This is a genomic window from Streptosporangium lutulentum (genome assembly GCF_030811455.1).
Taxonomy (GTDB): domain Bacteria; phylum Actinomycetota; class Actinomycetes; order Streptosporangiales; family Streptosporangiaceae; genus Streptosporangium; species Streptosporangium lutulentum.
Genome location: NZ_JAUSQU010000001.1, coordinates 1,402,169 through 1,426,615, shown reverse-complemented (window position 1 = coordinate 1,426,615; position 24,447 = coordinate 1,402,169). Strand labels below are relative to the sequence as shown.

Annotated in this window: 24 protein-coding genes; 17 read left to right on the top strand and 7 right to left on the bottom strand. The window is 69.7% G+C overall.

Annotated elements, in window-relative coordinates:
* Positions 1 to 12: 12 nt before the first annotated feature.
* Positions 13 to 993, bottom strand: a complete 981-nt coding sequence (locus J2853_RS05895; RefSeq protein ID WP_307555751.1) for a helix-turn-helix transcriptional regulator — start codon at positions 991 to 993, stop codon at positions 13 to 15.
* Between the two features lie 89 nt (positions 994 to 1,082).
* Here J2853_RS05895 and J2853_RS05890 point away from each other — a divergent pair, with 89 nt between their 5' ends.
* Positions 1,083 to 1,238, top strand: a complete 156-nt coding sequence (locus J2853_RS05890; protein WP_307555749.1) for a hypothetical protein — start codon at positions 1,083 to 1,085, stop codon at positions 1,236 to 1,238.
* Positions 1,235 to 1,774, top strand: coding sequence for a YdeI/OmpD-associated family protein (locus J2853_RS05885; protein ID WP_307555747.1), 540 nt, complete (start codon positions 1,235 to 1,237; stop codon positions 1,772 to 1,774). Before J2853_RS05890 ends, J2853_RS05885 begins: the two co-directional genes overlap by 4 nt.
* 172 nt (positions 1,775 to 1,946) lie before the next feature.
* Here the strand turns inward: J2853_RS05885 and J2853_RS05880 are convergent, their stop codons facing one another.
* Positions 1,947 to 2,399 (bottom strand): Lrp/AsnC family transcriptional regulator, encoded by a 453-nt coding sequence (locus tag J2853_RS05880; protein ID WP_307555745.1) that lies wholly within the window; start codon positions 2,397 to 2,399, stop codon positions 1,947 to 1,949.
* 114 nt (positions 2,400 to 2,513) lie between these two features.
* Here J2853_RS05880 and J2853_RS05875 point away from each other — a divergent pair, with 114 nt between their 5' ends.
* From J2853_RS05875 to J2853_RS05840, 8 genes are all read left to right on the top strand, one after another.
* Positions 2,514 to 6,137, top strand: a complete 3,624-nt coding sequence (locus J2853_RS05875; RefSeq protein ID WP_307555743.1) for an indolepyruvate ferredoxin oxidoreductase family protein — start codon at positions 2,514 to 2,516, stop codon at positions 6,135 to 6,137.
* A gap of 819 nt (positions 6,138 to 6,956) precedes the next feature.
* Positions 6,957 to 8,318 carry an MFS transporter gene (locus J2853_RS05870; protein WP_307555740.1) on the top strand — a complete coding sequence of 454 codons (1,362 nt, stop codon included), beginning with the start codon at positions 6,957 to 6,959 and terminating at the stop codon, positions 8,316 to 8,318.
* A 13-nt stretch (positions 8,319 to 8,331) separates the two neighbouring features.
* A complete protein-coding gene (locus J2853_RS05865) occupies positions 8,332 to 9,132 on the top strand; it encodes an N-acyl homoserine lactonase family protein (protein WP_307555738.1) in 801 nt (266 codons plus the stop codon).
* 272 nt (positions 9,133 to 9,404) lie between these two features.
* The gene (gene aroQ, locus J2853_RS05860) at positions 9,405 to 9,860 is read left to right on the top strand and encodes a type II 3-dehydroquinate dehydratase (protein WP_307555736.1); all 456 of its coding nucleotides are present in this window, start codon (positions 9,405 to 9,407) and stop codon (positions 9,858 to 9,860) included.
* Complete coding sequence (locus J2853_RS05855; protein ID WP_307555734.1) at positions 9,857 to 10,711, top strand: shikimate dehydrogenase; 855 nt, start codon at positions 9,857 to 9,859, stop codon at positions 10,709 to 10,711. Before aroQ ends, J2853_RS05855 begins: the two co-directional genes overlap by 4 nt.
* Positions 10,712 to 10,725: 14 nt before the next feature.
* Positions 10,726 to 12,540, top strand: coding sequence for a bifunctional sugar phosphate isomerase/epimerase/4-hydroxyphenylpyruvate dioxygenase family protein (locus J2853_RS05850; RefSeq protein WP_307555733.1), 1,815 nt, complete (start codon positions 10,726 to 10,728; stop codon positions 12,538 to 12,540).
* A gap of 54 nt (positions 12,541 to 12,594) precedes the next feature.
* Positions 12,595 to 13,266 (top strand): TetR/AcrR family transcriptional regulator, encoded by a 672-nt coding sequence (locus J2853_RS05845; RefSeq protein ID WP_307555731.1) that lies wholly within the window; start codon positions 12,595 to 12,597, stop codon positions 13,264 to 13,266.
* A gap of 64 nt (positions 13,267 to 13,330) precedes the next feature.
* On the top strand, positions 13,331 to 14,224 hold the full coding sequence (locus tag J2853_RS05840) for an IS982 family transposase (RefSeq protein WP_307555729.1): 894 nt from the start codon (positions 13,331 to 13,333) through the stop codon (positions 14,222 to 14,224).
* Positions 14,225 to 14,367: 143 nt separating this feature from the next.
* On the opposite strand, the gene J2853_RS05835 is transcribed toward J2853_RS05840, so the two are convergent.
* Positions 14,368 to 15,603 (bottom strand): IS701 family transposase, encoded by a 1,236-nt coding sequence (locus tag J2853_RS05835; RefSeq protein WP_307554052.1) that lies wholly within the window; start codon positions 15,601 to 15,603, stop codon positions 14,368 to 14,370.
* Between the two features lie 229 nt (positions 15,604 to 15,832).
* Between J2853_RS05835 and J2853_RS05830 the strand changes: the two genes are divergently transcribed.
* Entirely contained in the window at positions 15,833 to 16,576 is a 744-nt protein-coding gene (locus J2853_RS05830) for an SAM-dependent methyltransferase (protein ID WP_307555727.1), read from the top strand.
* A gap of 136 nt (positions 16,577 to 16,712) precedes the next feature.
* On the opposite strand, the gene J2853_RS05825 is transcribed toward J2853_RS05830, so the two are convergent.
* Positions 16,713 to 17,114, bottom strand: coding sequence for a nuclear transport factor 2 family protein (locus J2853_RS05825; protein ID WP_307555725.1), 402 nt, complete (start codon positions 17,112 to 17,114; stop codon positions 16,713 to 16,715).
* A 76-nt stretch (positions 17,115 to 17,190) separates the two neighbouring features.
* Between J2853_RS05825 and J2853_RS05820 the strand changes: the two genes are divergently transcribed.
* From J2853_RS05820 to J2853_RS05795, 6 genes are all read left to right on the top strand, one after another.
* Positions 17,191 to 17,760, top strand: coding sequence for a TetR/AcrR family transcriptional regulator (locus J2853_RS05820; RefSeq protein WP_307555723.1), 570 nt, complete (start codon positions 17,191 to 17,193; stop codon positions 17,758 to 17,760).
* Between the two features lie 222 nt (positions 17,761 to 17,982).
* Positions 17,983 to 19,071, top strand: coding sequence for a sensor histidine kinase (locus J2853_RS05815; protein WP_307555721.1), 1,089 nt, complete (start codon positions 17,983 to 17,985; stop codon positions 19,069 to 19,071).
* Positions 19,068 to 19,727, top strand: coding sequence for a response regulator (locus J2853_RS05810; protein ID WP_307555719.1), 660 nt, complete (start codon positions 19,068 to 19,070; stop codon positions 19,725 to 19,727). Before J2853_RS05815 ends, J2853_RS05810 begins: the two co-directional genes overlap by 4 nt.
* A gap of 85 nt (positions 19,728 to 19,812) precedes the next feature.
* A complete protein-coding gene (locus tag J2853_RS05805; RefSeq protein WP_307555717.1) occupies positions 19,813 to 20,526 on the top strand; it encodes an ABC transporter ATP-binding protein in 714 nt (237 codons plus the stop codon).
* A gap of 5 nt (positions 20,527 to 20,531) precedes the next feature.
* The gene (locus J2853_RS05800) at positions 20,532 to 21,323 is read left to right on the top strand and encodes an ABC transporter permease (protein WP_307555714.1); all 792 of its coding nucleotides are present in this window, start codon (positions 20,532 to 20,534) and stop codon (positions 21,321 to 21,323) included.
* Entirely contained in the window at positions 21,320 to 22,090 is a 771-nt protein-coding gene (locus J2853_RS05795; RefSeq protein WP_307555712.1) for a hypothetical protein, read from the top strand. Before J2853_RS05800 ends, J2853_RS05795 begins: the two co-directional genes overlap by 4 nt.
* A 63-nt stretch (positions 22,091 to 22,153) precedes the next feature.
* Here J2853_RS05795 and J2853_RS05790 read toward each other — a convergent pair whose 3' ends face one another.
* The 3 genes from J2853_RS05790 to J2853_RS05780 form a co-directional block, all read right to left on the bottom strand.
* The gene (locus J2853_RS05790; protein WP_307555710.1) at positions 22,154 to 22,462 is read right to left on the bottom strand and encodes a hypothetical protein; all 309 of its coding nucleotides are present in this window, start codon (positions 22,460 to 22,462) and stop codon (positions 22,154 to 22,156) included.
* Positions 22,463 to 22,781: 319 nt separating this feature from the next.
* A complete protein-coding gene (locus J2853_RS05785; protein ID WP_307555708.1) occupies positions 22,782 to 24,233 on the bottom strand; it encodes an MFS transporter in 1,452 nt (483 codons plus the stop codon).
* A 32-nt stretch (positions 24,234 to 24,265) separates the two neighbouring features.
* Entirely contained in the window at positions 24,266 to 24,418 is a 153-nt protein-coding gene (locus tag J2853_RS05780; RefSeq protein ID WP_307555705.1) for a hypothetical protein, read from the bottom strand.
* Between the last annotated feature and the right edge of the window lie 29 nt (positions 24,419 to 24,447).

Sequence of the window (24,447 nt, the reverse complement as noted above, 5' to 3'; positions counted from 1 at the left end):
GATCGGATTCGTTCAGAGGTCCCGTCGGGCGACCGGCTCGTCAGGGCCGTCATCGGTGTAGTGCCCGGCGAGCTCCGCGCCGATCCGCGCCAGCTCGGCCCGGACGGATCTCGGCTCGACCACCTCGATCATCGTGCCCCATCCGGCGAGGTTGCGGGCGATGTCCAAGGGGGTCGGTGCGGCGAGCCGCACCCTGACCCGCCCGTGGTCGAGCTCGCCGTCGGTGTGGCAGTGCCGCCCGAAGTGGGTTCGCAGCACCGGCACGAACCTGGCCTCGATGAGCACGGTCGCCCAGGTGCGTGAACGCCGCAGCTCCACCTCGCCGACGACCTGCTGCCACGCGGCGGCGAGCGTGAAGTCGTTCGGGCGCTCGGCGGGCTGGTCGGTCGGCTCGGCCGTGACGATCCGGTCGACCCGGAAGGTTCGCTGCCCTCGTTCGGTCCCGGCGAGGAGGTACCAGATCTCGTCCTTGTCGACCAGGCCCCACGGGTCGACCAGCCGTTCGGTCCGCTCTCTGGCGCCGCTGGTGTAGGTCAGGCGGACTTTCCGCCGCCGGATCACGGCGGTCTGCAACAGGTCGACCAGCTCGGGCCGGCGGCGATCACGCTCGCCCCACCGGGTGGGGTCGATCATCGTGGAGTCGGCGGCGGCCTCGGCGTCGGCCCTGAAGGTCCGCGGCAGCGCCCGCACGAGTTTGCGCAGCGCCGCCTTGGCCTCATCCGAGACCGCCGCGGCCGGGCCGACGAGCAGGAACAGCGCCTGCGCCTCGGTCGCCGACAGGCCGCTGAGGTCGGTGCGGGCGCCGCCGACGAGCGACCAGCCGCCGCCGCGTCCGGGCTGCGGGTACACCGGGATGCCCGCCGCGGACAGCGCCTCCAGATCGCGGCGGGCGGTGGCGACGGACACTTCGAGCTCGTCGGCCAGCTCGGCGGCGGTCACCCGGCCCCGGGCCTGCATGAGCAGAAGGACGGCGACGAGTCGGTCAGCGCGCATGTCCCCAGTTTCCCCGAAAAAGTGCTCAATTGATGAGCACTTTAGATGGAAAAATAGTGATTGTCACCAACCGGAGAAGGGAGCCACCGATGTTTCGAGGACCCGTCGCCGTCGACGTCCTCGCCGACGGCCTGGCCGCGCCGTACACACCCCTCACCGAGCGCGGCCCCGATTTCACCGCCGCCGTGGCCGATCCGTCCGGCACCGTGTGCGACCGGTACTACCCGGAGGTTCTGGACCGATGATGCACTTCGCGGACGCCCCCCGGTGGGAGGCGTGGCTGGCCGAGTTCCATGAGACCGAGGGCGGTGTCTGGCTGAAGATCGCCAGGAAGGGGTCGGCCGTCACCTCGGTCACGACCGCGCAGGCGCTGGAGGTGGCGCTGTGTTACGGCTGGATCGACAGCCAGCGCAAATCGTATGACGAGCACTCCTTCCTGCAGCGATACTCACGCCGCCGCAGGAACAGCCCGTGGTCGCAGGTGAACGTCGATCACGTGGAGGCGTTGAGCGCCGCCGGGCGCATGCGGCCGCCCGGCCTGGCGGAGGTCGCCGCCGCCCAGGCGGACGGCCGGTGGGCGGCGGCCTACACCGCCCAGCGAAACGCCACCGTCCCGCCCGACCTGGCCGAGGCGCTGGCGGCCCGGCCGGAGGCCGCCGCCCGCTTCGCGGGTCTCGACAAGACCGGCCGCTACCTGGTGATCCTGCCGCTGCTGAAGGCCCGGACCCCGGCCGGACGCGCGGTTCGCCTGCGAAAGGCGATCTCCGGCCTGCTGGATTGACATCCTCCTCTGCCGGAGGGGCAGAGGATTCCAACGGCACCTACCCCATCAGGAAGAGGCCGCATCGAGGTTCGCGGTTCACCGGCCCGCCCAACGGCAAGACCTCCTCCTCGCCCTGAGGGACGGGGCCTCCGTGCTACAGGTGCCCGGTGACGACCCGGCCGGCCTGGCGTCACAGCGGCAGGACGCCGCCGGGCTTGAGGGCTTTCATGGCGATCTGGGAGGTGAGCTTGTCGAGACCGGGCAGGCGGCCGAGTTTCTCCAGGCAGAGCTGGCTGTAGGCCTCCATGTCGGGCACCGCGACCCGCAGCACGTAGTCGGGGCGGCCGAACATGCGCAGGCACTCGATCACGTCGTCGATCTCCATGACGGCCGCCTCGAAGGCCGTGACGGTCTCGGCGTCCTGGCCCTCAAGCTCGACGTAGGCGACGACCTGGAAGCCCCGCCCCACGGCGGCCGGGTCGATCACGGCACGGTAACCGGTGATCACCCCCGACTCCTCAAGGTTGCGGACCCTGCGCAGGCACGGCGAGGGGGTAAGCCGCACGCGCTCCGCCAACTCCAGGTTGCTCAGCCGTCCCTCCACCTGGAGTAGGCCGACAATTGCGCGATCTGTCACATCCATGGCATCAAATGCTAACCGAGCGGCTCACGGCCGCAAAGATTGACACCGAATTTTGTTCGGTCTGCCATAACCTTGCGGTAATCGAAGCAGGGCCGATCAGACAGGACAACGATCATGACGATCTTCGCCGACGCTCGCGAGGTGAGGCCCGACGACCGGTACTCCCTCGACGAGGGACAGGTCTTCATGACCGGCACCCAGGCACTGGTCAGAGTGATCCTCGACCAGATGCGCGCCGACCGGGCCGCCGGTCGCGACACCGGCGCGATGGTGTCCGGCTACCCCGGCTCCCCCCTCGGCGGCTTCGACCAGGAGCTCGCACGCTCCCGCAAGTACGCCGAGCCGCTCGACGTCGTGCACCGTCCCGGCCAGAACGAGGAGCTCGGCGCCACCGCCGTGTGGGGCAGCCAGCTCGTGCCGGGCCTTCCCAGCCCGCGCAAGGCCGGCGTCCTGGGCGTCTGGTACGGCAAGGCTCCCGGAGTGGACCGCGCGGCCGACGCGTTCCGGCACGGCAACTTCGTCGGCGCCCACCCCGAGGGCGGCCTGATCGCCCTGTGCGGCGACGACCCGACCTGCAAGTCCTCCACCCTCCCTTCGGCCACCGAGAGCACGCTCGCCACTCTCGGCATGCCGATCGTCCACCCCGGCAGCGTCCAGGAGCTGCTCGACCTGGGCCGCCACGCGATAGCGGCGTCCCGGGCCAGCGGCCTGTGGGTCGCGGTGAAGGCCGTCTCCAACGTCGTAGACGCCACCGGCACCGTGAACGTCGGGCATGACCGGGTCGTCCCGGTCATGCCCGTCGTCGAACACGAGGGCAGGCCGTACCGGCACGCGCCCAACGCCACCCTGCTCACCCCGTGGTCGCTGGAGATGGAGCGCACGCTCGTCGGCCCGCGCCTGGAGCTGGCCCGCGCGTACGCCCACGAGAACAAGCTCAACCAGATCACCGCGGACCCCCGCGACGCCTGGCTCGGCATCGTCGCCTCCGGCACCGCCTACTACGACGTGCGCGAAGGACTCCGCAAGCTCGGGGTCACGCCCGAGGAGCTGGGCATCCGCCTCCTCAAGATCGGCATGCTCTGGCCGCTGGAGCCTCAGATCGTCCGGACGTTCGCCCGGGGGCTGACGGAGATCCTCGTCGTGGAGGAGAAGGCGCCGCTGCTGGAGACCCAGGTCAAGGAGATCCTGTACGGCACCGCCGACGCCCCGCGCGTCCTGGGCAAGCTCGACGAGAACGGCGCCCAGCTGATCCCGCACTTCGGGGCCGTCGACGCCGACCTGGCGGCCAAGGCCATCGCCTTCCGCCTGCGCCGCAGGGGTTTGACCGGCCGGCAGGCCGGAGGATCAACGACGGAGCTCGGTGTCCGCACCACCGCGAAGCTCACCGGCCTCGCCATGGCGGGGCCGGCCGGACCGGTCGCGGCGGAGCTCGCCGACGCGGAGCCGTCCGGCCCGTTCACCGCCGAACTCGGCGACCGGGTCGCCAGGGGCCTGTCCGTGATCAGCCGCCCGGCTCCGCTGAAGCTGCTCGGTCCCTCCCGCACCCCGTTCTTCTGCTCGGGCTGCCCGCACAACCGCTCCACCGCCGTCCCGGACGGCGCGCTGGTCGGGGCGGGGATCGGCTGTCACACGATGGTGGTGCTCAACCCCGAGAGCAAGGGCACGCTCACCGGGCTGACCCAGATGGGCGGCGAGGGAACGCAGTGGATCGGCCAGGCGCCGTTCACCGACACCCCGCACATCTTCCAGAACCTCGGCGACGGCACCTTCCACCACAGCGGCTCGCTCGCGGTCAGGGCCTCGGTCGGCGCGGGCGTCAACATCACCTACAAGCTGCTCTACAACAGCGCGGTCGCGATGACCGGCGGTCAGACGATCACCCCGGCGCTCTCGGTGCCGGCCCTCACCCGCTGGCTGGAGATCGAGGGCGTCCGCCGGGTCATCGTCACCACCGACGAGCCCGAGCGCTACCGGGGCGTCAAGCTGGCGAAGATCGCCGAGGTTCGCGACAGGACCGCGCTGGAGGAGGCGCAGCGCGAGCTGGCCGCCGTACCCGGCGTGACCGTGCTGATCCACGACCAGCAGTGCGCGGCCACGAAGCGCCGGGAGCGCAAGAAGGGCAACCTGCCCGACCCGGCCAAGCGAGTGGTGATCAACCAGCGGGTCTGCGAGGGCTGCGGCGACTGCGGGCAGAAGTCCGAGTGCCTGTCGGTGCTGCCGGTGGAGACCGAGTTCGGCCGCAAGACCGAGATCCACCAGTCGTCCTGCAACAAGGACTACTCCTGCACGGACGGCGACTGCCCCTCCTTCCTGACCGTCCTGCCCGCCAAGGGCAAGGCCAAGACCGGCAGGCGAGCCGTACCCGCTCCCCCTGAGCTGCCCGTGCCCGAGGTCCGCACCGGGGAGACCACGATCAGGCTGGTCGGCATCGGCGGCACCGGCGTGATCTCGGTCGCGCAGATCCTCGGCACCGCCGCGATGCTCGACGGCAAGCAGTCGCGCGGGCTCGACCAGACCGGTCTGGCCCAGAAGGGCGGCACGGTCGTCTCCGACATCCTGATCTTCGAGGGCGACGGCGACCGTTCGGCCCAGGCCGGTACGGCCAGCGTGGACGCCTATCTCGCGCTGGACCTGATCGGCGCCACCGACCCCAAGCACCTGAGCGCCGCCGACCGTGACCGGACCGTGGCCGTGGTCTCCACCAGCCTGATCCCGACAGGGTCCATGGTGCTCGACCCGTCCAAGCACCTCACCGAGCCCGGCTCGCCGATCAGCGCGCTGGAGTCGCGGACCCGGCGCGAGCTGAACGTCTACCTCGACGCCGAGGAGGTGGCCCAGGCGCTGTTCGGCGACCACATGCCGGCCAACACGATCATCATGGGAGCGGCCTGGCAGCGCGGGCTCATCCCGCTCAGCCTGGAGTCGATCGAGCGGGCCGTCCGGCTGGGCGGCGGCAAGGCGGCCGAGAAGACGATCGCCGCCTTCCACTGGGGCCGGGCCGTCGTCGCCGACCCCGAGGCCGTGGCGCGGCAGACCCGTCCCCCGGCGACGGCCGAGCAGCCCCCGAGCCCCGAGACGACCCGCGTCGCGGACTCGATCGCCGCCCCCGGCACCGAGCTGCACCGGATCCTGACGGTCCGGATGGCCGACCTCGCCGCCTACCAGAACCCCGGCTACGCCACCCGCTACGCCGACGCGGTCCGTGAGGTCCTCGCCGAAGAACGGAAGGTCTCCGCCGAGCGCTCCCCGATCACCGAGGCCTACGCCCTCCACCTGCACCGGCTGATGGCCTACAAGGACGAGTACGAGGTGGCGCGCCTGCACCTCGACCCGGTCGAGCGGGCGAGGATCGCCGCCGAGTTCGGTCCGGGGGCGCGGGTCTCCTACAACCTGCACCCGCCGGTCCTGCGCGCCCTGGGCATGAAGCGCAAGATCCGTCTCGGTGCCTGGTTCGATCCGGCCTTCCGCCTGCTGTACGGCATGCGCGCCCTGCGCGGAACCCCGCTGGACCCGTTCGGCCTGGGCGGGGTGCGCAAGGTCGAGCGTGAGCTCGTCGCCGAGTACACCCGCGACGTGCGCCGTGCCCTGGCCCACCTGCGCCCGGAGACCGAGGAGCAGGTCCGCGAACTGGCCGAACTGCCCGACGTGATCCGGGGCTACGAGCACGTGAAGCTCCGCAACGTGGACACCTACCGCGCCTCCGCCAAGGCCATCCTCGACCGTCTGACAGACGTCTAGGGTCCGCGGGGCTCATCCTTGATCGCTCCGGTGTGTCACCGGGGGCTTCGCGGATGAGCGGATGAAAGTGCTGTCAGCCGGGATCGCGCCTTAGGTGCGATCCCGGCTGTTTTGGCAGGGCACGCCCGGCGCCGGGACGGAAGGCACGGCGTTCCACGCCGCCGACGGCGAAGCCGGTCGTGCATGCGTGGAACGCCGTGCGGGTCGTACATGCGTGGAACGCCGAGCCGGTCGTGAGGGCCCCGCCCATTGAGCCGGTCGCGAGGGCCGCTCCCTCACCACGTTCCCCGGCAGCCGGGCGCGTCCCGCAGCGGGCCGTCCGGTCGTCGTCCGGAGGGCCGGGCGACGACCGGACGGACGGGGCCGCCGGGGCACCCGCGGGACTCGTGGGCGGCGAACCGCGCCGGGAAAAGATCTTGCGTTCACGGTGGGGAAACACCCTTGTAATGTACGAACTAGTGAGTTAGTTTCTACGGCACGAGCCCCCGATGGAGGAGCCACTCGGCAGCCGGCACCCCGCGATCGCGAACGCGGAGCCCGGCACCGAGGCCGTACGGACGGCGGACTTCATCGAGGGATTCGCCACCCCCGTAGCCGACCCTGTGGTTCGTACCCCGACACCGCAGATCCGTCCGACGAATCCGCTCACGTGGGAGCCCCCGACCGAGCGATCGAACGGCACACCCCCCAGTTGCCGCCGAAACCCGACCCGTAGAGGCTTGACCTGGTCATGCTCCGACATCGAGTAGGCGGCCGACCCACGACACCGATCGTCTCGCTGCCGACGCATCGGAGCATTCGCAGAGGAGAACCACCCCTATGACCACAGACCCGGCCAACCCCGGCGCGACCGCCCCCGTCGCGCAGGGCAAGCCTCGCAAGGCGGCGCTCGCCGCCTGGATCGGGAGTGCGCTGGAGTACTACGACTTCTTCATCTACGGCACCGCCGCGGCCCTGGTCTTCAGCAAGGTCTTCTTCCCCGCCTCCTCCCCCGCCACCGGGACGCTGCTGGCCCTGGCGACGTTCGGCGTCGGTTACCTCGCCCGCCCGGTCGGCGCCTTCGTCCTCGGGCATGTCGGCGACAAGTTCGGCCGCAAGAAGGTCCTGGTCTTCACCCTGGTGCTGATGGGGATCTCGACCTTCCTCGTCGGCTGCCTGCCCACCTACGACCAGGTCGGGGTGCTCGCCCCGGTGCTCCTGGTCGTTCTCCGGCTGCTGCAGGGCTTCTCGGTGGCCGGAGAGCAGGCCGGCGCGAACTCCATGACGCTTGAGCACGCCCCGCCGAACCGGCGCGCGTACTACACGAGCTTCACCCTCAACGGCACCCAGGCCGGACAGATCCTCGCGACCGCGATCTTCCTGCCCATCGCGGCCCTTCCCGAGGAGCAGCTGCTCTCCTGGGGCTGGCGGGTGCCGTTCTGGCTCAGCATCATCGTCGCCGTGGTCGGGCTCGTCATCCGCCGCACGCTTGAGGAGACGCCGGCGTTCGAGCAGGAGGTCGCGAGCAACGGCGTCGCCAAGATGCCGCTGGCCGTGCTGTTCCGGACCCACTGGGCCGACGTCCTGCGCGTGGTCGTGGCCGCGGTGATCGCCTCCGTCAGCACGATCTTCACCGTTCACGCCCTGTCCTACGCGGTCAACACGATCGGGCTGGAACGCTCGCCCATGCTGTGGGTCGGCGTCCTCGCCAACGTCGCGGCCGTGATCACGATCCCGCTGTGGGGAAGGCTGTCGGACAGGGTCGGGCGCAAGCCGGTGTTCATCGGCGGCTCCCTGGGCTGCGCCGTACTGATGTTCGCCTACCTGGGATCGATCGCGGCCGGCGACTACCTTCTGATCTTCGTGGTCGGGATCCTCATGTTCGGCATCGTGCACAGTGCGACCAGCGGGGTGTGGCCGTCCTTCTACGGCGAGATGTTCAGCACCCGGGTCCGCCTTTCCGGCATGGCGATCGGCACCCAGATCGGCTTCGCGATCGCCGGGTTCGCCCCCACGATCGCGACCGCGATCGCCGGAACGGGCAAGGACAGCTGGCTCGGCGTCTCGATCATCGTCGCGGTCCTGTGCCTGATCAACGTGATCGCCGTGGCGTCCGGACGCGAAACCTACAAGGTTCCCACCGAGGATCTCGGCCTGAAAACGGGAAAGACCCCGTCGGGGCCCGCGACGGTCTCCGCCTGAGATCGGAGGCGACATGAGCGGCAGGGCAGACGACGAGTTCCGGGTCTACGCGATCCGCTACGCACAGCGAGACGGACGGCGCGGCCAGCACTTCCACGGATACGACACCCGGTGGGACGAACCGCACCCGACGGCCTACTACGTCTGGCTGGCGGTCTCCGCGAACCACACGGTCCTCGTCGACGCCGGGATCCACGCCGATCGGGCGGCCGGCATCGAGGGACTGGAGTATCTCGCCTCGCCCGCGCGGACGATGGCCGAGATGGGAGTGGCCCCGGAATCCGTCGGCCATGTCGTCCTGACCCACCTGCACTACGACCACACCGGCACCGCCCACGAGTTCGAGGCCGCACGGTACGTGCTCCAGCGGTCCGAACTCGACTACTGGACCGGGCCGTGGGCGGAGCGCATCACCAGGGAACGGTGGCTGGTCTCCGAAAGCGACCTGGCGCACCTGCGGGCCGCCCGGAAGGAGGCCCGGGTGCGGCTCGTCGACGGAGACGCGGCCGTCGTCCCGGGTTTGAGCGTCCACCTGGTCGGCGGGCACACCGCGGGCATGCAGGTGGTGCGGGTGCGGACGGCGCAGGGCCACGTGGTGCTGGCCTCGGACGCCAGCCACTTCTACGAGAACATCGAAGACGACCGGCCCTTCGCGATCCTGCACAGCATGACTGGCATGTACGGGGCGTTCGACCGGATCAGGGAACTGTCCGACGGTCCCGACCTGGTGGTCGCCGGTCACGACCCGGAGGTGCTCGACCGCTTTCCTCCCTTCTCGGCTCCCCTCGCGGGCCGGGTCGCGGTGATCGCGTGAGGTCCCCCTCGCGGGCCGGGTCGCATGAGGTCTCCCCTCGCGGGCCGGCCTCAGTCGTCCCATGAGGTCCGTCCTCGCGGGCCGGATCGTGGTCGTCGCATGAGGTCCGCGCCGGCGCGAGCCTGAGGCGGTGGCGCCGGCCGGGGCGACGGCCCGGCCGGCGCCACCGCCGTCACGCCTCACCGGAGGCCACCTCGGCGAGACGGGCTTTCCCGGAGACGACTCGCTGGGCTATAAAGTAACGTACTAGTTCGTACATTCAGGAGTGATCAATGTCCCGCGCCCCCGTGCTGGTTCTCAACGGGCCCAACCTCAACCTGCTCGGCCGCCGCGAGCCGGAACTGTACGGCACCACCACGCTGGACGAGATCGAGGCCCTGTGCCACGCGGTCGGCGAGCAACACGACCTGCTGATCGACTTCCGGCAGAGCAACCACGAGGGCGTGCTCGTCGACGCCGTCCAGGAGGCCGGGCGGCACGCGGCCGGAATCGCGATCAACGCGGCCGGCTACACGCACACCTCGGTCGCCCTGCGCGACGCCCTGGCCGCCGTGGACGTTCCGATCGTCGAAGTGCATCTGACCAACATCCACCGCCGCCGCGAGGAGTATCGCCACACGTCGTTCGTCTCCGAGGTCGCGGACGCCATGATCTGCGGCGCCGGAGCGCACGGCTACGCCCTGGCCCTCATCCATCTGTCCCACCTGCTGGAGAAGAGAGACCGTTGACCTCCCATCTGGTCGGGCTGATCGGTTCGGGCGTCGGCCCTTCCCTGAGTCCTCCCCTGCACGAGCGCGAAGCCGACTTCCACGGCCTCCGCTATCTCTACCGCCTCATCGACCTCGCCGAGCTCGGACTGGGGGCGGAGGCGGTCGGCGATCTCGTTCGCGGGGCCCGGCGATTCGGCTACACCGGGCTCAACATCACCCATCCGTGCAAGCAGACCGTCATCGAGCATCTGGACGAGCTCTCGCCGGACGCCGCGATGCTCGGCGCCGTCAACACCGTCGTGTTCGACGGCGACCGCGCCGTCGGGCACAACACCGACTGGACGGGATTCGCCCAGTCCTTCGCCCGGGGGCTTCCGGACGCCTCCACCCGCCAGATCGTGCAGCTCGGGGCGGGCGGCGCCGGTGCCGCGGTCGCGCACGCCCTGCTGACCCTCGGCGCCGACCGGATCGCCCTTGTCGACGTCCAGCCCGACCGGGCGGTCTCGCTGGCCGCCGAGCTGACACTCCGGTTCGGCGCCGGGCGCGCGTCGGCCGCGGCCCCGGGCGCGCTGGCCGGGCTGCTGCCCGAGGCGGACGGCCTGGTCAACGTGACGCCCACCGGCATGGCGGCGCATCCCGGGCTCCCCCTGCCCACAGGCCTGCTCCACCCCGCGTTGTGGGTCGCCGACGTGGTCTACCGGCCCCTGGAGACGGAGCTGCTCCGCCAGGCGCGGGCACTCGGCTGCCGGACCCTCGACGGCGGAGGCATGGTCGTCTTCCAGGCCGCCCACGCCTTCCGCCTCTTCACGGGATGCGAACCCGACGCCGAACGGATGCTCACCCACCTGACCGATCTCGTCAGCGCCTGAGAGGAAGGAACGACATGCGCAAGTCCATCGCCACCGTGTCGCTCAGCGGCACGCTGACCGAGAAGCTGACCGCGATCGCCGGCGCGGGATTCGACGGAGTGGAGATCTTCGAGAACGACCTGCTCGCCAGCCCCCTGTCCCCTGAGGAGATCCGCACGCGAGCCGCGGACCTCGGCCTGAGCATCGATCTCTACCAGCCGTTCCGTGACTTCGAGGCGGTCCCCGCCGATCTCCTCGGCCGGAACCTGCGCCGCGCCGAGCGCAAATTCGACGTGATGGAACGGCTCGGCTCGACCCGGTTGCTCGTCTGCTCCAGCGTCTCTCCCGACGCCGTCGACGACGACGCGCTCGCCGCCGAGCACCTGCGTCTCCTCGCCGAGCGGGCGGGCGAGCACGGGATCGAGATCGCCTATGAGGCGCTCGCCTGGGGTCGCCACGTCAACGAGTATCTGCACGCCTGGCGCATCGTGCGGATGGCCGATCACCCCTGCCTGGGCGTCTGCCTCGACAGCTTCCACATCCTGTCGCGTGGTTCCGACCCCGGAGGCATCGAGGCGATCCCCGGTGAAAAGATCTTCTTCCTGCAGCTCGCCGACGCCCCGCTCCTCGCGATGGACGTCCTGCAGTGGAGCCGCCACTACCGCTGCTTTCCCGGGCAGGGCGGTTTCGATCTGGCGGGGCTCGTGGCCCACGTCCTGCGGGCCGGATATTCCGGGCCGCTGTCGCTGGAGGTGTTCAACGACGTTTTCCGGCAGGCCGACACCGCCCGCACCGCGGTCGACGCCATGCGATCGCTGATCGCCCTGGAGGAGTCCGTCGCGCGGCGCCTGCCGCCGGACTCCGCTCTCGCCGTGCCTCCCCGCTCTGTCGTCCCCACCGGTTTCGCCTTCGCCGAGCTGGCCGCCCCCGACACCGCGGAGCTCAGCGGGTTGCTGACCGCACTCGGATTCACGCGCACGGGCGTGCACGGCGGCAAGCCGGTCGAGCTCTGGGAGCAGGGCCAGGCCAGGATCCTGCTGAACGCGGGAGAGGCGGCGCGGGATCCGGCCCTCGCCGCGATCGGACTGGAGACCCCCGATCCGGCGGGCTCGGTCAAGCGCGCGCAGTCGCTGCTCTCGCCGGTCCTTCCGCGCCGTCGCGCCCCGCACGACGCCCCGCTGGACTCCGTCGCCGCCCCCGACGGCACCGCGCTGTTCTTCTGCCGTACGGCACAGCCGGACCACCCGAGCTGGACCGGTGACTTCACCGGCGTCGCGGTGGAACCGGTGCCCGGAGAGATCACCCACATCGACCATGTGGCGCTCACACAGCCGTGGCACCACTTCGACGAGGCCTCGCTCTTCTACCGCAGCGTCCTGGGCCTGCGCCCGCAGGAGAGCCTGGAGCTGGCCGACCCCTACGGCCTGCTCCGGAGCAGGGCGGTGACCAGCCCCGACGGCGCGGTCCGCATAGCGCTCAACGTGGCCCACGTCGGCTCGCACGTCTCCCACCCGGACACCCCGTGGCAGCACGTCGCGCTGGCCAGCCGGGACATCGTCGCCACGGCCCGCGCGCTTCGCGCGCTCGGCGGCGTGCTGCTGCCGATCCCCGGCAACTACTACGACGACCTCGAAGCCCGCCACGACCTGGGGCCCGAGCGGCACCGGACGCTCAGGGAGCTCGGGCTGCTCTACGACCGTGACGCGCGAGGCGAGTTCCTCCACCTCTACACGGTCACCGTCGGCCGCGTGTTCTTCGAGATCGTCCAGCGCGTCGGCGGCTACGACGGCTACGGCGCGCAGAACACCCCCATCCGGCTGGCCGTCCAGCACGCTCCCGTCAGCCGGTGAGCACGTGGCAATAGGATGAGGCCCGACCAGGATTCGTCATCCCCGTGGAGCCTCATGCCCTCGCAGCCCGCCACCCGCGTAACCGGGGACCGCCAGCGTGACCCCGACCGCACCAAGGCGGAGATCCTGGCGGTCGCCCAGGGCGAGTTCGCCCGGCACGGCTACGCCGGCGCCAGGGTGGACGAGATCGCCGCTCTCACCCGGACGACCAAGCGGATGATCTACTACTACTTCGGCGGCAAGGAACAGCTCTACATCGCCGTCCTGGAGAAGGCCTACTCCGAGGTCCGGGCCGTCGAACGCACGCTCGACGTGGAGCATCTGGCGCCGGTCGAGGCGATCCGCACGCTCGCGGAGCTGACCTTCGACCACCACGACGCCCACCGCGACTTCATCAAGCTCGTCAGCATCGAGAACATCCACCAGGCCGAGCACATCCGCAAATCGGAGGTGCTGGCGAACCTGGGTACCCCCGTTCTCGACGTGATCTCTCAGATCCTCGACGCGGGCCAGGCGAGCGGCGCGTTCGTCACCGACGCCGACGCCGTCGACGTCCACATGATGATCAGCGCGTTCTGCTTCTTCCGCATCGCCAACCAGCACACCTTCGGCGCGCTGTTCGGGCGTGACCTGACCACGTCCGAACATCGGGACAGGCATCGCAAGATGATCGGCGAGATGGTCGTCGCCTACCTCACGGGTGCGGGCGGGCCCGCCGGGGCCTAGACGAGTAAGTCCGATGTCTGGGGCCGGTGACCGGGCATGAAGAGAGGGCGTTCAAGATCATGTTGTGACGCAAGACCTGAACACCCTCTTGACCGCACTATATGTGAAGATCGACGACAAGATCGGAGGAAGCCGATCGATGGGCAGGCCGCCGCTGCTCAGCGACTCCGAGCTCGTCTGCCTAGCGGTGGCCCAGGCGCTGCTCGGTCACCACTCCGAGGCCCGCTGGCTGCGCTTCGCCCGCACGCACCTGTCCGGCATGTTCCCGTACCTGCCGCAGCAGTCGGGCTACAACAAACGCCTGCGCGCGGCATTGCCCCTGGTCAAGCAGATGATCCGGGAGCTGGCCACCGACAGCGACTTTTGGTTCGACAACCACTGGATCGTTGACTCCACACCGGTGCCGTGCGGGATGTCGCGCCCAACCGTGCAGCGCTCGAACCTGGCCGGCTGGGCCGGCTATGGCTACTGCGCCTCACACTCCCGGTTCTTCTGGGGCCTGCGGCTGTATCTGGTGTGCACCCCGACCGGCATGCCGATCTTATGGGCGCTGGCCAACCCGAAGATCGGCGAGCGGGAGGTGCTGGCCGCGATGCTCGAGGTCGATGCCGGCCTGATCGCCGAACGCGAGGGCATTCTGCTCATCTGCGACAAGGGTTTCGCCTCCAAGCCTTTTGAGAAGGAACTCGCCGCCCACGGCATCGACCTGCTGCGTCCCTCCCGCAAGCGGGAGAAACAGCGGCACGGCGAGCCAATGCTCAAGAAGGTCCGCCAGCTCATCGAGTCGGTCAACGACACTCTCAAAGGCCAACTCGACCTGGAACAACACGGCGGACGGACCTTCGAGGGCGTCGCCGTCCGCGTCGCCCAGCGCATCCTGGCGATGGCCGCGGCAATCTGGCACAACAACAAGACCGGAGCCCCGGTCACCCGCTCGCTGATCGCCTACGACCACTGATCACATCGGACTTACTCGTCTAGTAGGGCTTGGTTAGGTGGGGACGGGCTGGGCGTGTCTGGGTAACGCTCGGCGGCAGGTGGGGCAGATTCCGGCCCAGCACGCCAGGAGTAGTTGCAACTCGGCGATGATCCGGTAGGTGCTCAAACCGCAGCCGGCACTTTTGGGTCGAGCCGCTCCAGGGTGCAGAAGGCGTGTGCGACCGAGGCCAGGGTCACGTGATGGTGCCAGCCACTCCAGGTGCGGCCCTCGAAGTGGTCCAGACCCAGGCCGGTCTTCAACTCCCGGTAGTCGTGTTCGATGCGCCAGCGGATTTTGGCCAGGCGCACCAGGCGCCGTAGCGGGATGTCTGCCGGGAGGGTGGACAGCCAGTATTTGGTCGGCTCGCTCTCACCAGGTGGCCATTCGGCCAGCAGCCAGCACACCGGCAGATCCTCGCCCATGTGCGCGCGGCGGATCCGTAGCCCCGCCGGCCGTACCCGCAGCGCGACAAACCGTGAGCGCAACGGCCCCTTGGACCCGGCCCGCCAGGTCACCGCGTGCAGCGCGCGCCGTCCGGCGGCGGTCACGATCTGCTGGGCTGAGCGCGGCTTGTCTCGATAACGCGGCACCGGCCGCCGCCCAGTCCCCGCATACGGCGCGACCGTCCGGCCGGCATCGATGCCCAGCAGCGCGGTATCGGAGCGCACCCCCACCACGTAGCCGATGCCACGCTCGGTCAAGCCCAGACGAAAGGCCCCGTCTTGGCCATAGCCCTCATCGGCGACCACCAGCGGCGCCTCCAGCCCCCAGCAACACAGCTCATCGATCATGTCCAAAGCCAGCTGCCACTTGGGCACATGAGTGATGTCCGCGGGGATCCGGGCCCGTTGCCTGCGCGCCGCCACCGCGGCCGAATCCTCCGTGCGCGGTGAGGCCGCATCCCACCCCTCGGGCACGAACAGCCGCCAGTTCACCGGACAGGACGCGACGTCGGTGACCAGGTGCACACTCGGGGCGACCTGGCAGTTAGCGGTCTTGCCCAGCGCCCCGCAGTACTGCGGGGCCACTCCCGGCGACTCCTCACCATCCTTGACAAAGGACACATCATCGACCACCCAGGCGGCCGGGTTGATCGCCGTGTCCATCCGCCAGGCCAGCTCGGCCAGCACCAGTTGATGTGACCAGGGGGCGTCGGTGAGAAACTGCTGCAGCCCCTGGCGGTCCACGCCCAGCCGGGCCGCCATCGGCTCCATCGATTTACGGGCCCCGTCGGTCAGCAGGCCGCGCACATATCGTTCGCCCCATCGCCGCTGATCAGCACGGGCGAAACAGGAGAACACCTCGGCGGCGAACGTCTCCAGTCGCGCCCGCACGGCCTCGAGTTCTTGAGGGGTCATCTTCCCTCACCCCCAACGCAGGTGACATACCGTCTCCTACCCGAGGTAACCAAGTCCTACTAGGGATCCGGCGGCGTTTCGCGATTTCGGCAGAGTGAGGAGGGTCCGAGCGTCCTGCCGGTGGAGCAGGACACCGAACCCACCTTCGAGGCGAGCGGCCGGTGCCCGGTGGCGGAGGGCCGGGAAAAGCCCTCGCGGCAATCGTGATCAACCACCTACAGTGCGCACCATGACCAACCCCCCCTCGCTGGGAACCGGCTCCAAGCTGGACTTCCACGCGCCGCTGTCCGCCGAACGCGCCGACAGGCTGACGACCGGCCTCGCCGCCGCCGAACCATCGACCGTGCTCGATCTGGGCTGCGGCTGGGGGCGGCTGCTGCTCCGCGTCCTGGCGGCCGTACCGGAAGCCCGCGGCACGGGCGTCGACGTCTACGGGCCCGACCTGGTCCGCGGGCGCGCCGATGCCGCGGCTCGGGGCCTGTCCGACCGCGTCACCTTCGTCGAAGGCCCGGCCGAGGAGCATCTCGGCACCGCGGACCTGGTGCTGAGCGTCGGCGCCTGGCACGCTTTCGGCGACAGCCCGAGCATCCCGCACACCCTGCGCACCCTGCGCCCTCTGGTCAACCCGGGCGGGCGTCTGCTGTTCGCCGCCGAGTTCTGGGAACGTACTCCCACCGACAAAGAACTGGCCGGGATGTGGCCGGGCACCTCCGCGGACACCTACACCGACCTGGCCGGCCTCGTGGACCAGGCCGTGGCCGCCGGATTCCGGCCGCTGCGCATCGAGACCGCCGGCAAAGGCGAGTGGGAGGAGTTCGAGTCGGGCTTCACCGCCGACGTGGAGGAGTGGCTCGTCGCCAACCCCGACCACCCCGGAGCCGAGGCGGCCCGCGCCGAAGTGGACCAGCACCGCTCCTATTGGCTACGCGGCTACCGCGACGTGTGGGGCTTCGCCTTCCTCACCCTGGGCTGATCCGCCGCCGGTGGCGGGTGCGTCCGGGGCAAGATCCACCGGAGAACGGGACGTCGCCATGACCGGTGCCCGCGACGAGCCGCGCGGCGATCCCAGGGTACGGCGCATCGCCCTCGGCCCGTGAGCCCCGGGCCCGTCAGGCGGTTCGGGCCTGGGCGACCCCGGCGGCGTCCATGTAGTCGCGGCAGTGGACGATGCGGTCGTCCCTGACCCGGAGGACCAGCAGGCCGGGCACCCGGAACCGGCCGCCGGTGGTGTCCACGACACCCGTCGTCTCGTGCTCGACGACCACCACCTCGGAGTCGGTGGTCTCGTAGGTGACCACGTTGCGGATCTCCTCCACCCGCGCCGGGCTCGCGCCCCACATGGCCTTGTATCCGGCACGGATCTTTTCGCGGCCCTCGAACCGGGGCGGCAGGCCGGGAGTGGTGAACGGGAACTCGTGAACGGCGTCCTCGGCGTAGAGATCGGCGAGGGCGTCGGCCGACTTTCGAAGCATCGCGTCGTGATAACGGGCGACGATGGTCGTGATCTGCATGACTTCTCCATTCGCTCAACGAGTGTTGAGTGTATGACTCACGGCCCGATCGGGTCAACGGCTGTAGAGTCACGAGGTGAATCTCTCCCGAGCCGAACGGCGTCGCCACTCCGAGCAGCGCATCCTGGAGGCGGCGCGCGCGCTGTTCGCCGAGCGGGGCTTCGAACGCACGACCATCAGGGCCGTCGCCGCGTCGGCAGGCGTCGATCCGGCCCTCGTCATGCAGTACTTCGAGTCCAAGCAGGAGTTGTTCAGCCGGGCCGTCCAGGCCCCTCCCGTACCCGGGGGAGAGCGGGAGCCGGAGGATCTCATCGAGCGGATGCTGGAGACGCTCGGCGTCAAGCTGAGCGGGCTACCCCCGACCTCGCTGGCGATGATGCGCTCGATGCTCACCCATCCCGAGGCGGCCGCCTCCGCCCAGGCCGTGCTCGGCAGGCAGATCGACCAGATCGGGGCGGCGCTTACCGGCGACGACGCCCGTCTGCGCGCGGCGCTGGTGACCTCGATCATGATCGGTGTCACCATCGGCCACCAACTGCTCGATCTCGATCCTCTGCGCGACGCGCCCCAGGAGGAGATCGACCGCCTCTTGCGCCCCTGCCTGCTCGCGCTTCTCGGGATCGAGGAACAGCGACACGGCCGTTAGGGCCCGTCCGACCGTGTCACCTTCGTCGAAGGCCCGTCCGAGGTACGCCGCCGGCGGCGAATTCATCCGGGGGAGGATCCGGCCAGGCGGCGATACGTTGTCGTTGTGGAAGTCCGATCGTCGGAGACGGACCGCTGACGTGCCGGCCGTCCCGGACAAGGCGGGTTGATGGGGCGCCGTTCCAGCGGGGACAGAGTCGTACCGGGTCCGCGGCGGCCCTTCGTGGACGCTGTGGCGGCGTTCGTGGTCGTCGGGGTGTTCTGGCTTCCTTCGATCATCGAGGTGGCCGGCACCTGGCGCCTGGTCGCGGGGCCGGCGCTGGCCGCGGTCGCGGCGGCGGCGATGCTGCTGCACCGGCGCCTTCCGGTGCCGGCGGTGACGGCGGCGGGTGCCGCGACGGTGGTGGCGAGTCTGCTGGGCCTGTGTCAGGATCCGATGCTCGCCACGGCCTGGTGTTTGTACTCGCTGGCTCTGACTCACGCATCGCGGGTTCGCGTGTTCGTCCTCGTTGCCGTCGGTGTCGTCGCCGTTCTGGCGGCCGTGACAGGTGTCCCGGAAGAGAGCCTGGGTGGGTGGGGGCAGCGTGTGGTGATCGCGGTTACGGCCTTGAGCGTTTCGTGGTTGTTGGGGGTCACCGTGGGCAGGCAGGTCGAGTCCGTTCGGGAGACCGAACGCGCCTGGGCGGTCGAGCAGGCCCTTCGTGTGCAGCTCGATGTCGCTCGTGACGTGCATGACGTGGTGGGGCACGCCCTCGGACTGATCAGTGCCGAGGCCGGGGTGACACGGGGCCTTGCGGACGCGAGCGAGCAGGAGCTCCGTGACGCGCTCGCCGGCATCGAGGAGCACGCGAGGTCGGCGTTGGAGGACATCCAGTCGCTCGTCCGCTCGCTCCGGGCGGGTCCGGGCGTGGAACCGGGCCGAGCGTCCGCGACGGCGCCCGTCCCCGGTATCTCGCAGCTGCCCTCACTTGTCGCCGCCACGCGTGCCGCGGGAGTGCGCGCCGACGCGCGGATCGCGGCGCCTGGGCAGGTCGACGAGATCGTCGCGGCGATCGCGTTCCGGATCGTTCAGGAGGCGCTGAGCAACGTGGTACGTCACGCGCCGGGCGCCGCCTGCACCGTGGAACTCCACCCGGACGGTGATGTGCTCGTCGTGCGTGTCCGTGACGACGGCCCCGGTAAGGAGGACGGCGTGTCCGGGTTCGGGTTGCGGGGAATGCGGGAGCGAGCGCGTCTGGTCGGTGGGTGGCGGAACCTGCCGGATCGAGGCTTCGAGGTCGAGGCACGGCTGCCGTCGGGAGTCGCGAGATGACGCCTGTCAGTGTGTTTCTGGCCGATGACGACGGCCGGTTCCGTGCCGTGTATCGGAAGTTGTTCGAGCGTACCGAGGGTTTCCGCGTCGCCGGGGAGGCGGGCGACGGTGCGGAGGCACTGCGGCTGATCCTCGCGCTGACCCCCGACGTGGCCTTGCTCGATGTACAGATGCCGGGCGGCAGCGGGCTGGACGTGGCCCGCCGGGTCCTCGCCGAGGCGGAAGGCACCCGGGTGATCATGCTGACCACGTTCGATCTCGACGAGTATGTGCATGAGGCCTTGACCTTGGGCGCTTCAGGGTTCCTGCTGAAGAACGCGTCGCCGCCGGAGGTGCTTCATGCGGTTCGTACGGTTCACGCGGGCCATGCCATGCTCGCACCGGAGGTCACCGCGAGGCTGATGCACCAGTTCACGCCGAGGCGGTCGCGGCGTCGTCACGCGTTCGCGGACGTGCGGCTCTCCGAGAGAGAGGTGCAGGTGATCCGTTTGGTCGCGCGGGGGTGTTCGAACCAGGAGATCGCCGACGAGCTCTTCCTGAGTCTGGAGACGGTGCGCACCTATCTCAAGCGCGTGTTCGCCAAGCTCGATGTGAACGACCGCACCCACTTGGCCGTGCTCGCCTACGAGGCGGGACTGTTGCACGAGTCTCGCTGAGGTGTCCACTTCCGGGGGACGCGGCCCGGCACCTCGTCGCCGCAGGCTGGACGGAATCAGCCAGCACGACGGATCAAGGTGCCCAGTGATCGAAGTCATCGGACTCAGCAAGCACTATCGGAGCAAGAAGGCGGTCGACGACGTCACGTTCACGGCCCGGCCCGGCCGGGTCACGGGATTCCTCGGTCCGAACGGGGCGGGAAAGTCCAGCACGTTGCGCGTCCTGCTCGGCCTGGACGCGGCCACCGGCGGGCGGGCGCTGATCGAGGGGAAGCGCTACCGAGACCTGAAAGACCCGCTGCGAGCGCTCGGAGCGTTGCTGGACGGGGCGGGCTCGGTCCCCGAGCGCCGTGCGATCGACCACCTGTCGTGGATCGCCCAATCGAACCGGATCCCACGCGGGCGGGTGCGTGAAGTGCTCGAGCTCGTCGGCCTGGCGGACACGGCGAAACAGCGGGTGAAGAAGTACTCACTCGGCATGAAGCAGCGGCTCGGACTCGCCGGGGCTCTGCTCGGCGAGCCGGAGATCCTCGTCCTCGACGAACCCGTGAACGGACTGGACCCGGACGGCATCCGCTGGGTTCGCACCTTCCTCCGGGACTACGCGGCCCGCGGCCGTACTGTGCTGTTGTCGAGCCATCTCATGACGGAAACGGCCGACACCGCCGATGACGTGGTGATCATCGACCACGGCCGTATCGTCACCCAGGGCTCGCTGGCCGAGGTCACGGCGGGCCACGCCTCGCTGGAGACGGCGTTTTTCGCCCTCACCGGCGACCGGACCGGGTCGCGGTGGTGAACGCGATGCCGGCGGCGACCCGAGCGGAACTGACCAAGCTCCTCACCCTGCCCAGCGTGTGGATCGTCACCGGCGTCATCCTCGCCCTTCATACGCTGGTCCAGCTCCAATCCGCCGAGCTCTTCGCCGACGCCGTGGCGAACATCACTCCCGACGGGATCATCGAGATCTTCACCGGGCAGCCTCAGCCGGCGAAGCAGGAGATCCTCGGCCTTCTGGCCGGGGCGTCGCTGCAGATGGGCCTGTTCCTGCCCGTACTCGCCGCCGTGATCGCGGGGCAGGAGTTCCGCTCACGGCAGCTCGGCCTGACCGTGCTCGCCATGCCGCGCAGAGCTCGCATGGTGACCGCGAAGCTCCTTGCCACGGCACTGTACGTGCTGGTCGTAGCGATCCTCATCGTGGGCGTCAGCACCGCGTTCGTCTACGCCGCCATCAGGGACTGGAACGCCGGCCTGCTCCTCACCGAGGAAGCCTTCCTCGGCTACGGGCGGTTCATCGCCTTCGCGGTCCTGTTCTGCCTCACCGCGTTCGCCGTCACTGTCGTCGCGCGCGGCACCCTGACCGGCATCGTCGTCACCGTGGCGCTGATCGCCGTCACGATGAGCCAGGTTCTGGCCGGGGCCGCGCCGGATCTGGACGCCCTGTTCCCACTCAGCGCGGCCAGGAACCTCATACTCGATCCCGGCATCGGCGACCTCACAGCCGGCCGGGAGCACGGCCTGCTCGTCCTCATCGGCTGGGCCGTCGCGACCGCCGTCGCCGCGGCGATCACGCTCAGCAGGAGGGACGCGCGATGAGGACCGAGACGTCCACTCCCCTACCGGTGGAGACCATCCGGTTCGGCGACATCCTGGCCGCCGAGCGGATCAAGATCTCCACTCTCCCCGCCTCCTGGATCGCTCTCACCGTCGCGTTCGGCGCCAACACCCTGCTCGGCGCCGTCGCGGCCACGGATGTCGTCCGTATCGCCGGTCAAGACGGTCCGATCGCCCGGCTCGGCACCCTCATGCTCGCGCCGGTCTACGTGTTCGTCGCGATCGCGGTCTTCGCCGCCGGAAGCGAGTATCGCGGTGGCCAGCTGCGCGTCAGCCTCGCCGTCGTCCCCGGCCGCGACCGGCTGTTCGCCGCCAAGCTCACCGTCAGCACGACGCTCAGCCTGATCGCGTCGATACCGGCCGTCCTCCCGGGCTACGCCCTGTGGCACGCCGCGGAGGTTCGCTCCGGAGAGCCGGGAACCCGTGATGTCGTCATCGGCTTCCTGGCCCTCCTGACCGCCTATCTCCTGCTCGGCCTGATCGGTCATGGTTTCGCCGTCGTCGCGAAGACGGTCGTCACTCCCCTCGCCGTGCTTCTCATCACGCCGATTCTCATCTCACCGGCGTTTCGGAGCACCCTGCCGCACCTCGTGAGGTTCCTCCCGCACGAGGCGGCCCTGAGTCTTCTCGGGATGCCCGCCGACCCCGCCACCGCGCTCGACCCTGTCGCCGGGCTGCTCGTGCTGGCCGCCTGGGCTGCTCTGTCGGTCGCCGTCGCCTGGAGAGTCTTCGTGCGCAGAGACGGTTAGCACGGCGGCCTGTCGGTTCCACGCCGAGCACCCGGTGCCGGGCGTGCCGTGACACCCGGCGCGTCAGTCCCTGCTGCGGCCGTGGTCCCTGTGCCCGATACCGTCGTCAACGCCGATGCTGCCGTCACCGCCGATACCGCCGCCTATGCCTCTGATTCCGCTCTGAGGGCTGTGTCCGCCCAGACCTCCCAGCCGGGCACGGCACCTGGCGGGGTTGCGGTGCTTCCGGCAGGGTTTCTGAACGGACGTCAGCGTGGACGTGGCGGAGACGGTCTCGGCGGTGGCGGCGGCCTGGGCCGGCGTCGTCACGGGTGCGATGAGGACGGAGGCCAGAATCATCCCGGTCCCCAGCGCGTTTCTAACGTTGATCATGATGCGTCACTCCATGTCGAATCAGCCGCGCCCCGGGCGATGCCGGGCCGGCGGGACTCCGAACCGGCATCGAGGACGACACCGGGACGATGTGAAACCCGGAATCCACGGTAGGCAGGAAGAGCCCGGCGCTCTTTATCGATTTTGCGCCATTCTCGATAGATATGGGCGGGATCACATTGGTGCTCGCGCCTTTCCCCTCACCGTGATCATTGCGTGTTTCATCATCGGTCATTCGTCAATGACCGGCCGGGTTTCGGCGGGCCTCCGAATCACCGGGACACAGGCCGGCGCTCCGGCGTTCACGCCGGAGCGGAGATCAATTCGCGGCCGCCGACAGGGGCGGGGTGATGTCCTCCAGGGAGGCCCGCTCGGCCTTGACCCCGAGCAGGAGGGCGACGATCCCGGCGATCACCATCATGGCCGCCGCGACCAGGTAGCCGTAGAACAGGCGGGTCGGATCGGGGTTGCTCTGGTCGCCGATCAGGGCGCCGAAGATGGTCGGGCCGAGCGCGCCGAAGCTCTGGGCGATGGCGAAGAACACCGCGATGGCCAGGGCCCGGACCTCCAGCGGGAACAGCTCGCTGACGGTGAGGTACCCGGAGCTGGCCGCCGCGGAGGCGATGAAGAAGATGACCGACCACAGCACCGTCTGGGTGGTCGCGGTGAGCATGCCCTCCTTGAACATCCAGCCGGTGCCCGCCAGCAGGAGGCCGGAGAGGATGTAGGTGGAGGAGATCATGGGCTTGCGGCCCACGGTGTCGAAGAGCGGCCCGAGGACGAACGGGCCGAGCAGGTTGCCCGCGGCGAAGGCGAACAGATACAGCGCGGCCTCCGAGGCGCTCACCCCGTAGAACTGCGAGAGCACCAGCACGTAGGTGAAGGAGATCGCGTTGTAGAGGAACGACTGGCTGATCATCAGGGTGGCGCCGAGGATCGACCTCTTCGGGTAGTCCTTGAAGGCCACCCGCAGGACGTCGCGGTAGCCGACCCTGCCGTGCGGCCGGATGCTGATGGCCCGCTTCTCGTCCACCGGGGGGAGCTTCCCTCCCGACTCGCGCACGTGCTCCTCGATCTCCCGGACCGCCAGCTCGGCCTCGCGTTCCCTGCCGTGCATGACCAGCCAGCGCGGGCTCTCCGGCAGATGCCGCCGCAGACCCCAGATCGCCAGTCCGATCAGCGGGCCGATCAGCAGGCCGATCCGCCAGCCCAGGTTGACCGGGAGCAGGCCGGGGTTGAGGAGGACGTACGTGGAGGCCGTCCCGATCATGGCGCCCAGCCAGTAGGTGCCGCTGACCGCCAGGTCGACCCGACCGCGGTATCTGGCGGGGATGAGCTCGTCGATGGCCGAGTGGATCGCCGCGTACTCCCCGCCGATGCCCATGCCGGCGAAGAACCGGAACAGCAGCAGCCACCAGTAGGAGAAGGAGAACGCGGTGATGCCGTTGGCGATGAGATAGAGGCCGAGCGTGATGATGAAGAGCCTGCGCCGCCCGAACCTGTCCGACAGGCGCCCGAACACCAGCGCGCCCACGACCTGGCCGAGCAGGTAGACCGTGGCGGCGAACCCCACCTCGACCGAGGTCAGCCCGAGGGTCTCCCGCTCGCGGAGGACATTGCCGACGGCCCCGGCGATGGCGATCTCCATGCCGTCGAGCACCCAGGCCACCCCGAGCGCCACCACCATCCGGGTGTGGAACCGGGACCAGGGCAACCGATCGATCCGTGCCGGGATGAGCGTTCGTATGGTCTGGTCCTGCGGCGCCCCCATGGTCACTCAGTGTAGTTATTCACGACCTGGAGTCACGCCTGGCGGCGTCGCGGGTGAGGTGACCCCCTGGCGCCGTCGGCTACGGCCTCGGCCTGACGGGCGGTGTGCCCGTACCCGCTGTGAAAGGCCACCGCGATCCGCACCGGAGCGGACTCCCGCGCAAGGGGGCCGGTTGCTTCGAACATGTCGTCCTCCTGGTCGTTGTGCATTGCTT